Here is a 10,206-nt window from a genome sequence, read left to right as displayed (position 1 = left end):
GGTTATGGCCCGCGCTTCGGACATAAACCTGTCGACCCCTAAGAGTATAGCCACGCCCTCAACCGGAATAACCTTGATGGCTGCCAGGGTACTGGTAAGCACAATAAAACCGCTGCCTGTTACGCCTGCTGCACCTTTGGAGGTGATCATCAAAATGCCAATAATGGTAAGCTCCTGGTATATAGATAGCGGGATATGAAAAACCTGCGCCAGAAATATTACCGACATAGACAGGTATATCGTAGTGCCATCCAAATTAAAAGAATACCCTGTCGGGATCACCAAACCCACTACCGATTTGGAACAGCCGAATTTCTCGAGCTTGTCCATCATACCCGGCAGAGCTGATTCTGAAGAGGAAGTGCCCAGAACAATGAGTATTTCCTCCTTAATATGTACCAGGTATTTCCACAAGCTGAACTCAAACATGTAACAAATAAGGTTGAGTACCACAAAAATAAACAGGAACATAGTCAGATAAACCGAGCCCATCAACAAGGCCAATGGCTGTAGGGTTTTGATACCATACTTGCTAATGGTAAAAGCCATACCCCCAAACGCACCAATAGGGGCCACCTTCATCACGATGCGCATAATGTTGAAGAATACCTTGGATAGCTTATCAAACAACTGGATAACAGACTGCCCGGTTTCACCCATGCGGCTCAGGCCAAAGCCAAACAGGATGGCAAAAAACAGGATCTGCAAAATATCGCCTTTGGCAAAGGCCTCAAAGGCATTGGAGGGAATAATGTGCGTAAAAAAATCTGCCCAGTGCATTTCTTCGGCGGCTTTTTGATAAGTGGCAAGTTTGCTGGTATCAACAGCGGTATGGTTTACAAAGCCCTCGCCGGGTTTTATCAGGTTGGCTACGGTAACGCCGATAACCAGGGCAAAGGTGGTAACTATCTCAAAATAAAGCAGGGCCTTACCGCCTACGCGACCCACCTTTTTCATGTCGCTCATACCTGCAATGCCCAGTACAATGGTGAAAAATATAATAGGGGCTATGATCATGGTGATCAGGCTGATGAACATCTTGCTGATCATCTCCGCAGTGGGGCCGAAGCCTTTAAAATTTAGGCCGACGATAATACCCAAGACAATAGCAAAAAGAACCTGGAAAGTTAGGTTTGATAAAAGGCGTTTCATTAGCCAATGATACGATTTTAGGTTCAGGGATGCAAAGATGCCTGATTGGGGTAAAAACATTCGCCCCCGGTTTTTGGCCATTTACCGAAAATATAGGGTAGCTGGTCAAAAAAGGCTGTTGGCTGTAAAATCAGCGATGCACTTTTGGGCAAAAAATAAGATCATTATGAAAACATTAACTACTCCCATTATAGCACTGATAGTTTACTTACAGGAACATTCGCCTTTGTTTACACAGGTAATGGCCGCTTTATTTACCTGATGATATTGATAATACCTCGTTTTTTCATCGGTAATTTTCGGCCGTTTACCGGAAGTTTGAGGGGCTTCGCCTAAAAGCATTACATAAAAAAGTATTCTGTTAGCACATTTGAACTACAAAACCATACATATCATGAAAACGCTACTTGCCGTACAAATCATACAATTGCTGATGAAAGCCGCTGAATATGCGGAAGCTTGGTGGCACTCTATTGGCCATTTGATAAAATAATAATAATCAAATCATTATGCGGTATCTCCTGTTAATATCTGTACATCAATCATTCTTCATTATGAAAAAGGGAGATACCGTGAGCTGGAAATGGGGCCAATCGGAAGCCGAAGGTAAAATTACCGGAAAACATACCGAGCCTGTTACCAAAACCATTAAAGACACCAAGGTAAAACGCAAAGCCACTAAAGACGAACCCGCTTATGATATTAAGCAGGACGATGGCAGCAAAGTATTAAAATCAGAAAGCGAACTAAAGCCCGCGCACGCTCATCACAAACGGAAATCCTGAAACAGGAACAATTGCCGGGTTGTAAAAATTCTGTAGTATAAACAAAAACTCATGGTTATTTCATGAATCTGACGCATTTTTACCCTATGACCAAACAACCCATCATCACTGTAAATGACCTTGTTAAAAACTACGGGGATTTTGCAGCTGTAAAAGGCATTAGTTTTGAAGTATTTGAGGGCGAGATTTTTGGCCTGCTTGGCCCCAATGGTGCTGGTAAAACTACCACACTCGAAATTATTGAAACCCTGCGCGAAAAGACATCGGGCCGCATCGTTGTAGATGGCTTTGATATTGAAACTGATACCGACAGTATTAAAAAACGGATAGGCGTGCAATTGCAAGCTGCCGGTTATTATCCAAATCTGAACCTGTCTGAACTGATAACGCTTTTTTCGGGTTTGTATGGCATCGATAAAAGTCCGATGGAAATGCTGGAGAAGGTAGCACTTACTGATAAGGCCAAGGCTAAATATAAAGACCTTTCGGGCGGTCAGAAACAGCGTTTCTCTATTGCGACCACGCTCATCAATAATCCGAGAATCATTTTTTTGGACGAACCCACAACCGGCCTCGATCCGCAGGCACGCCGTAACCTTTGGGATTTGATACGCGAGATACGGAATCAGGGAACAACCGTAGTGATCACCACGCACTATATGGATGAGGCCGAGGTATTATGTGATAGGGTAGCCTTTGTTGATGACGGTCATATTATCGGTATTGATACTCCTGATCATTTTATTGACCAATTGGTAGCATCTGGCTTTGAACGCAAAAAACAGGTTAAGTTAGCCAACCTGGAAGATGTATTCATCAACCTTACCGGTAAAGAATGGCGGGAGGGGTAGGAGGCTGAAGTTGCCAGCAATAAGTTCCAAGTTATAAGTTAACAAATCAAAATACTTCCGGACTTTCGGTCTTTCCGTCTTCCGGACTTTTAATAATCAAATGAACCCAAACCAACCATACAGTAATACAAAAGCAACCCTGGCCATTGCTAAGGCCAGTTTCCGGTCAATATTGCGCAGCCCTTCGGCAGTGGTGTTTACGCTGGCTTTTCCGCTTATATTTATTATTGTTTTTGCCAATATTGGCGGTGGTGGTATTACCGTTGATGTGGGCGTAGCCAAAGGCAGCGATACTATTAGCCCGGTTTACCGGGCGCTTAAAAGCGTAAAAGTGGTGAACCTGGTGCAGGATCAGTCTGCCGCGGAAATGAATACCAACCTGTCAAAAGGGAGCCTTGATGCCATTATCAATATCAAAAAAAATAACAGCAGGCCGCCATTTACCATCAACGTACAATACACGAAAGCCTCGGCTGAAAAAGGGAATATCTTACGGTCGGTATTAAGCAATATATATTATAATATTAACAACAACGCGCTGAAAGGTACGCCGCCAGTAGCCGAGATCAGGGAAAGCACCATTCAGGGTCGCGAGTATAAATACATTGATTTTATACTGCCGGGGCAGCTGGGCTTCTCGCTGTTAAGCAGCGGTGTTTTTGGTACCGCTTTTGTGTTTCTGAGTTTGCGGTTAACGCTGGTTATCAAACGTTTTTTTGCCACGCCAGTTAAACGCTATAGTATTGTACTGGGCGAGGCGCTGGCCCGCCTTACGTTCTCATTATTAGGTTCACTTTTTATCATATTGGTTGGTCATTACATGTTTGGCTTTACACTGGTACATGGCGTGGTAACGGTACTCAATATGCTGGTGCTCTCGGCCATTGCGCTCATTATATTCATGGGCTTTGGTTTTACCATATCGGGTATAGCTAAAAACGAGAGTACGGTGCCGCCTTTATCAAATATTATAACCCTGCCACAGTTTTTATTGTCGGGCACGTTTTTTTCGGTTACCGCTTTCCCTAAATGGCTGCAGGTTATCAGTAATGTGCTGCCGCTTACACATTTGAATAATGCTATGCGTAAGGTAGCTTTTGAAGGTGCCGGCCTGGGCGATGTTACCCATCAGCTGTTGATATTGCTGATATGGTTTGTGATCATATACGCGGTAGCGGTTAAAACATTTAAGTGGGAATAGGTAATTAATGATCTTCTAATTTAGCCAGGGCTTCTTTAGCATCTTTATTGTCCTCTTTTAGTGCAAGAGATCTTTTATAAATCAAAATAGCATCCTGCTTTTTGCCGGCCTTGTTTAGTGCTTTGCCGTAGCTGTTATACATATCCGGATTGGTAGGGTTCAATAATAAATTAACCTTATAAGCTTCCAATGCCTTATCTGTACAGGAATCATCAAGCAATTCATTGGCTATGAAATCCATTTCATGGGCGCTGTACCTGTAATGTGCGGTATCGGCTTGCATTTGAACTAAACGGCTTGCGGCAACGTCACCGCCTTTTTCAAACAGAATTTTGGCGTATTTGTCTGCAATAGATATTTTCGTTTTCTCTTGTGAAGTATTATCTAAAATACTAATGGCGTTTGATGCAGTTATAAAATTTGAACCGCTTTGTGTATTGTCTAAAATAATTACAGTCTGGTTCTTTGACAAATTTCGCATAAACACACTTCGTAAGCCATCTATGTATCCATTATGAAAAACAATTTTTTCGTGTGCTTTTATTTTTAAAACATACCATCCTAAACCATATGAAACGCCACCTCCTGCTACAACCTCCTGTTGGTTGTTTAGTATAGTGGGCTTAAATGCCTCATTCAATACGTGGGTGTTTACCAGTGTGTTGTTATACAATGCCTGGTCAAACTTTAGCAGGTCTGTTGTTGTGCTGATAACATTTCCCTCTCCCCAAAATGTAGTATAACTGGCGTTTGCTGATATAGAATCTATCTGCTTAAAATGCGGATAATAATGTTTAGGATAAAAGTAACGATGGGTGACACTGCTTTTTTGTGCTAATTGGGGATTGCCCAAATAGGTTTCAGTCATGCCGGCGGGAGTAAAAATGTATTTTTTCAGATAGGTATCAAAAGGTAAACCAGATACTTTTTCGACCAATAATGCCAGTAAATTAAAGTTAATATTGGAGTAGGTATACTTGTCGCCGGGCTTAAAAGCTAATGGTTTAGGATATTGTTGTAAGGTAGGTATGATGTCGTGATAGCTGAATTTTTTTTGTGGCTGTACCTTTAAAAGGGTATCAAAAATATCTTCTTTATCCCGTGGTAAGCCAGAGGTGTGCGAAAGTAAATTCCTGACAGTAATATCGGGATACGGAAATTGAGGGAAATATTTTTTTAATGGATTATCTAACCGGATCTTGTTTTTTTGAACCAATTGTAAAACAGCGGTTGATGTGATAGTTTTTGATACTGAGGCAAGGAAAAAGGCTGAATGATCGGTATTTAATATCTTATTGGCAATGTCTGCATAGCCGAATGACTTTTTATAGATCACCTGGCCTTGGTCTGCCACCAATACGTTGCCATTGAGCTGTCCGGCATCAAACTGACCATTGAACAGGCTATCCAGTCGTTTAAAGGTATTTTGCGCGTTTGCGTAATTATAAATACCAACTGCTAAAATAAGGACGATAAGTTTTTTCATGGTATTGTGAAGACTTGTTTGACCCAATCAACGTGACAGTGGCTAATGAATAAATATGTTTATTTGTAAAACATTCCGCATTTTAACCATCATGAAAAGCAGCAACAGGATTTTGCCTGTAATCGTTATATCTCAATTTTTTTGTACCTCGTTATGGTTTGCCGGTAATGCCGTTATAACAGATATTGCCCGGCAGCTGCATCTGGAACCTGCATACCTGGCTTACCTTGCCAGCGCGGTGCAAGCTGGCTTTATTTTAGGTACGCTGATTTTTGCTATATTAAGTATAGCCGACAGGTTTTCGCCCTCGCTTGTTTTTTTAGTCTGCGCCGTTATAGCAGCTGTTTTTAATTTGGGGGTAAGCATTCAAGGTATCAATTCGCATGCGTTGCTGTTGCTTCGGTTTATGACCGGTTTTTTTCTGGCCGGTATTTATCCGGTAGGGATGAAAATAGCTTCAGATCATTACCAGCAAGGGTTAGGTAAATCATTAGGTTATTTAGTAGGTGCACTTGTTTTGGGTACGGCTTTCCCGCACCTGCTTAAAAGTTTGATGGCTGCTTTGCCCTGGCGTTATGTTGTGTTTTCAACCTCGGCGCTTTCTGTACTGGGTGGTTTAGCCATGTTTTTGATGGTTCCTGATGGTCCCTATCGCAAAGCAGCTCAGAAACTGAATTTAAAAGGTTTTCTACAAAGCTTTCGCGATAACAAATTCCGGGCGGCTGCATTTGGCTACTTCGGGCATATGTGGGAGCTGTATGCCTTTTGGGTATTTGTGCCTGTAATGCTGACGGCTTATAAAAGCCATCATCCGAATACAGATATTAATGTACCTCTACTATCATTCCTGATTATTGTTACCGGTAGCGCGTCATGTGTTTTCAGCGGATTGATATCGCGGAGTTTTGGTGCAAAGAAAACGGCGGTAGTGGCACTTGCAGTCTCGTGCTTATGTTGTCTGATTTCACCATTGTTGTTGCTTAATGATTCACTAATAGCTTTTATAGGTTTCCTGTTTATCTGGAGTATGGCCGTAATTGCCGATTCACCTATGTTTTCTACACTGGTTGCGCAGTACGCCCCAGCTCAATCAAAGGGCACCGCATTAACTATCGTGAACTGCATTGGTTTTTCAATAACCATCATCAGTATACAACTCATCAATGCGCTGCGAAACGATGATAATGACCAATATATTTATATGCTGCTTGCAGTAGGTCCGGTGTTGGGATTGCTTACGCTGTTTAAAAGCAAAAATGCTCCATCCATCTTCGGTGAATAATCTATCTTGTCATTTCAGTTAGTTAACATTAATATAACATTAAGCTTATTTGTATTAACATTTAGATAACATTAAGCTAATAATTTTGCATCATTAACCTTAGTAATGATGTTTAAAAGTTTTAATACCGCTATTCTGCTTGGTACTTTATTAATAATGTGTTCACTTAGTGTTAAGGCTCAGGACTCCAAAGTAGGCACTTGGGGCATAGCTACCGTAGTATTGCCCGGCGACAGCTTGCATAAATGGGGAGGTTATTCTGAATTCCAGATCCGTACCAATGGCCCTATATCGCAGTTTCAATATTATGAGGCCAAAGCGGGCGTAAGTTATGACCTGGATAAAAACTTTATCGCCTTATTAGGTACCGGCACTTACCACACCTATGATTTTGCCGATGTAAACGCAGGGCCTGTAACTAATGAGTTTAGAGTATGGGAGCAGATGACCGTTAACCAATTCCTGTACCGTCTGAAATTTGAGCACCGGTATCGTGTTGAACAACGTTGGGTAAACGGCGATTATCGCAACCGGTTCAGGTACCGCTTAAATATGTTCATCCCTTTAAATAACACCAAGATCATAGCCAAAACCTGGTTCCTATCGGTTTTTGATGAGGTGTTTTTTAATAATAAAGCTCCAAATTTTGAACGAAACCGGGTTTCGGCGGCCTTAGGTTACCAATTTGATAAGAAATGGATAGCACAGGCAGGCTGGATCAACCAGCGAAACTACGCTGCAACCACAAGCAGTGGTAAAAATAACATTATGCTTATGTTAATGTATCGTATAAATCGGAAAAATGCAGTTCAAAGAGAGCTTTTACCAACAACTACCGATTAAGAATCATAACAAATGCAAAATTTCAATTGTGATTTCTTGATTTTGCTATTAACTTAGCCCGCGGTTTACAAATTACAAATATCTGACAATAAACTATGAGCTTAATAATTGACGTACATGCCCGCCAGATCTTAGATTCGCGTGGTAACCCTACTATTGAGGTAGAGGTATTAACAGAAAACGGTGCTTTCGGCAGGGCTGCTGTACCATCAGGTGCATCAACCGGTGTTCACGAAGCCGTTGAACTTCGCGATAACGATAAAACAAAATACATGGGTAAAGGTGTGTTAAATGCCGTTGCCAACGTAAATGATATTTTAGCTCCTGAATTAAAAGGTATTGACGTATTTGATCAAAACGCTATTGACGCGTTAATGATTGAGATTGACGGTACCGAAAACAAAGGTAAATTAGGTGCTAACGCTATATTAGGCGTTTCATTAGCCGTAGCTAAGGCTGCTGCTCAGGAAAGCCGCCAGCCATTATACCGCTACATTGGTGGTGTAAATGCAAACACACTACCTATCCCGATGATGAACATCATCAACGGTGGTTCGCACTCTGATGCTCCTATCGCTTTCCAGGAATTTATGATCATGCCTGTTGGCGCTCCTTCTTTTTCTGAAGCACTGCGTTGGGGTACTGAGGTATTTCATAACCTGAAAAAAATTCTGCATGACCGTGGCCTTTCTACAGCTGTTGGCGACGAAGGTGGTTTTGCTCCGACTTTTGAAGGAACTGAAGACGCGGTTGAAACCATTTTAAAAGCAATTGAAAAAGCTGGTTACAAACCAGGCGAAGATATTTATATCGCGTTTGATTGTGCTGCTTCTGAGTTTTACAAAGACGGTAAATACGATTACACCAAGTTTGAAGGCGATAAAGGTGCTATCCGCACCAGCGCTGAGCAGGCAGATTACCTGGCTGAATTAGCAACCAAATACCCTGTTATCTCTATCGAAGATGGTATGGCTGAGGATGATTGGGATGGCTGGAAAATTTTAACCGATAAAATTGGTAAAAACGTGCAGTTAGTGGGTGACGATTTATTTGTAACCAATACAAAACGTTTACAAAGAGGTGTTAGCGAAGGTATTGCTAACTCGATCCTGGTAAAAGTTAACCAAATTGGTTCATTAACCGAAACTATTAACGCGGTAACTTTAGCGCAAACCAATGGCTTTACCTCGGTAATGAGCCACCGTTCTGGCGAGACTGAAGATGCAACCATTGCTGATTTAGCTGTAGCATTAAATTGCGGTCAGATCAAAACCGGTTCTGCTTCACGTTCAGACAGGATCGCTAAATACAACCAATTATTACGTATCGAAGAAGAATTGGGCAGTAATGCAAAATTCATCGGTAAGGATTTCAAATTCCTGAAAAAATAATTAAAAATTCATTAAAGAGCCATCTGCTTAAAACAGGTGGCTCTTTTTTAATTGATACCAATGGGCAACGTTAAACAACCAGAGTGGCTGAAACGCGAAATTCAATATTTTGATAAGGCCGACGATTCCTTAGTCGGGCAGGTTGATCTTGCACCCATTGAACTCTCCATCCTCCAGAACTACTACGAAGTAGATGCGGAAGACCCTTTGTTTGACATGTATCAGATTGAACCCGTTGATGCTACCTTTTTAAAACCATACACCACCCTGGAGTTTGATTTTGATCAATATGATTATTGGCTGGCCGCCTACACTGACAATTGGGAGCAAACCAAAAAAGATAAAGGTTTCATGGGCGAATATCCACCGCCAAAGCAATAAACACTACTATATTTGCTGATAATTAAACCGTTGCGATAACGTTATTCTTCCACAATAATTTATAATTATATATTAATGAACAGAAAAGGGATTTTGAGGGGACTGGTAATACTGCTTATCCTGATAGTTGATATTGGGCTTGATCAGGGTTCAAAAATATATGTGCGCAAGCATTTGAATTATTATGAAGTGTTGCTGCCCTTTAAATCAGAACATTTTCAGTTGGTGCGTACCGAAAATACAGGCGCCTTTTTAAGCCTGGGCGATTCGTTAGGTAATCCGTGGCGGTTTATACTGCTTACGCTGCTGCCTGCAGGCGTATTACTTTTTGGATTGTTATACGTGCTGCTAAAAAACAATTTAAATAAATGGAATGCCCTGGGTATAATCCTGGTACTTGCCGGCGGTTTTGGTAATCTTTACGACAGGTGGGTATACCACAGCGTAACCGATTTTATGTTCATCAAATTCAGCTGGGCTCAAACCGGCGTTTTCAATGTGGCCGATATGTCAATCATGGCTGGTGTGGGCATATTGCTCGTGCAATCGTTCATGAAAGATCGCGAGCTTAAAAACAAAAAGCAAACCGGCAACGAAGAAAAGGTTGAAGCATAAGTATTTCAGAAAAACCTCCCCATCGGTGCATGTGATATAAAAAGTGTATCTTTGCAAAAAAATACTTATTAGCCCCTACGGTTTTGATCACCGAAAAATTCGTCAGGTGCGTTTATGCTTTTTGGCGATAGCACCATACACATTACAATCATTACATGTCATTTGAAAATTTAAAATTAATTGAGCCCTTACTCAAGGCCTTAAAAACTGAGGGATATA

Annotated in this window: 10 protein-coding genes; 8 read left to right on the top strand and 2 right to left on the bottom strand. The window is 41.4% G+C overall.

From position 1 onward, the window contains the following. On the bottom strand, window positions 1–1,152 hold a 1,152-nt coding region (dctA, locus tag AAGC65_RS22100; RefSeq protein ID WP_343114640.1), incomplete at its 3' end, for a C4-dicarboxylate transporter DctA. 554 nt (window positions 1,153–1,706) lie between these two features. Between dctA and AAGC65_RS22095 the strand changes: the two genes are divergently transcribed. The 3 genes from AAGC65_RS22095 to AAGC65_RS22085 all read left to right on the top strand — a co-directional run bounded on the left by AAGC65_RS22095 (window position 1,707) and on the right by AAGC65_RS22085 (window position 3,989). Next, window positions 1,707–1,937: a DUF2945 domain-containing protein gene (locus AAGC65_RS22095; protein WP_343114639.1), complete on the top strand. Its 231-nt coding sequence runs from the start codon at window positions 1,707–1,709 to the stop codon at window positions 1,935–1,937. 86 nt (window positions 1,938–2,023) lie between these two features. Further along, window positions 2,024–2,788, top strand: a complete 765-nt coding sequence (locus AAGC65_RS22090) for an ABC transporter ATP-binding protein (protein WP_343114638.1) — start codon at window positions 2,024–2,026, stop codon at window positions 2,786–2,788. Window positions 2,789–2,888: 100 nt separating this feature from the next. Beyond that, window positions 2,889–3,989: an ABC transporter permease gene (locus AAGC65_RS22085; RefSeq protein WP_343114637.1), complete on the top strand. Its 1,101-nt coding sequence runs from the start codon at window positions 2,889–2,891 to the stop codon at window positions 3,987–3,989. 4 nt (window positions 3,990–3,993) lie between these two features. On the opposite strand, the gene AAGC65_RS22080 is transcribed toward AAGC65_RS22085, so the two are convergent. Next, window positions 3,994–5,475: a serine hydrolase gene (locus tag AAGC65_RS22080; protein WP_343114636.1), complete on the bottom strand. Its 1,482-nt coding sequence runs from the start codon at window positions 5,473–5,475 to the stop codon at window positions 3,994–3,996. A gap of 91 nt (window positions 5,476–5,566) precedes the next feature. On the opposite strand from AAGC65_RS22080, the gene AAGC65_RS22075 reads away from it, so the two are divergent. The 5 genes from AAGC65_RS22075 to lspA all read left to right on the top strand — a co-directional run bounded on the left by AAGC65_RS22075 (window position 5,567) and on the right by lspA (window position 9,987). Then, the gene (locus AAGC65_RS22075) at window positions 5,567–6,757 is read left to right on the top strand and encodes an MFS transporter (protein ID WP_343114635.1); all 1,191 of its coding nucleotides are present in this window, start codon (window positions 5,567–5,569) and stop codon (window positions 6,755–6,757) included. Between the two features lie 105 nt (window positions 6,758–6,862). Beyond that, window positions 6,863–7,600, top strand: coding sequence for a DUF2490 domain-containing protein (locus tag AAGC65_RS22070; protein WP_343114634.1), 738 nt, complete (start codon window positions 6,863–6,865; stop codon window positions 7,598–7,600). Window positions 7,601–7,695: 95 nt separating this feature from the next. Beyond that, the gene (gene eno / locus AAGC65_RS22065; RefSeq protein WP_343114633.1) at window positions 7,696–8,991 is read left to right on the top strand and encodes a phosphopyruvate hydratase; all 1,296 of its coding nucleotides are present in this window, start codon (window positions 7,696–7,698) and stop codon (window positions 8,989–8,991) included. Window positions 8,992–9,051: 60 nt separating this feature from the next. Next, entirely contained in the window at window positions 9,052–9,372 is a 321-nt protein-coding gene (locus AAGC65_RS22060) for a hypothetical protein (RefSeq protein ID WP_343114632.1), read from the top strand. 75 nt (window positions 9,373–9,447) lie between these two features. Beyond that, entirely contained in the window at window positions 9,448–9,987 is a 540-nt protein-coding gene (gene lspA, locus AAGC65_RS22055; RefSeq protein ID WP_343114631.1) for a signal peptidase II, read from the top strand. Window positions 9,988–10,206 lie beyond the last annotated feature (219 nt).

The organism is Mucilaginibacter sp. (assembly GCF_039207105.1).
GTDB lineage: Bacteria > Bacteroidota > Bacteroidia > Sphingobacteriales > Sphingobacteriaceae > Mucilaginibacter.
Note: the sequence above shows the minus strand (reverse complement) of the source record. Positions and strands in the feature narration are given on the sequence as shown.

Coding starts and splice junctions, on each gene's coding strand:
- lspA (WP_343114631.1), top strand. CDS start 9,448: ATGAACAGAAAAGGGATTTTGAGGGGACTGGTAATACTGCTTATCCTG.
- AAGC65_RS22085 (WP_343114637.1), top strand. CDS start 2,889: ATGAACCCAAACCAACCATACAGTAATACAAAAGCAACCCTGGCCATT.
- AAGC65_RS22070 (WP_343114634.1), top strand. CDS start 6,863: ATGATGTTTAAAAGTTTTAATACCGCTATTCTGCTTGGTACTTTATTA.
- AAGC65_RS22080 (WP_343114636.1), bottom strand. CDS start 5,475: ATGAAAAAACTTATCGTCCTTATTTTAGCAGTTGGTATTTATAATTAC.
- AAGC65_RS22090 (WP_343114638.1), top strand. CDS start 2,024: ATGACCAAACAACCCATCATCACTGTAAATGACCTTGTTAAAAACTAC.
- AAGC65_RS22075 (WP_343114635.1), top strand. CDS start 5,567: ATGAAAAGCAGCAACAGGATTTTGCCTGTAATCGTTATATCTCAATTT.
- eno (WP_343114633.1), top strand. CDS start 7,696: ATGAGCTTAATAATTGACGTACATGCCCGCCAGATCTTAGATTCGCGT.
- AAGC65_RS22060 (WP_343114632.1), top strand. CDS start 9,052: ATGGGCAACGTTAAACAACCAGAGTGGCTGAAACGCGAAATTCAATAT.
- AAGC65_RS22095 (WP_343114639.1), top strand. CDS start 1,707: ATGAAAAAGGGAGATACCGTGAGCTGGAAATGGGGCCAATCGGAAGCC.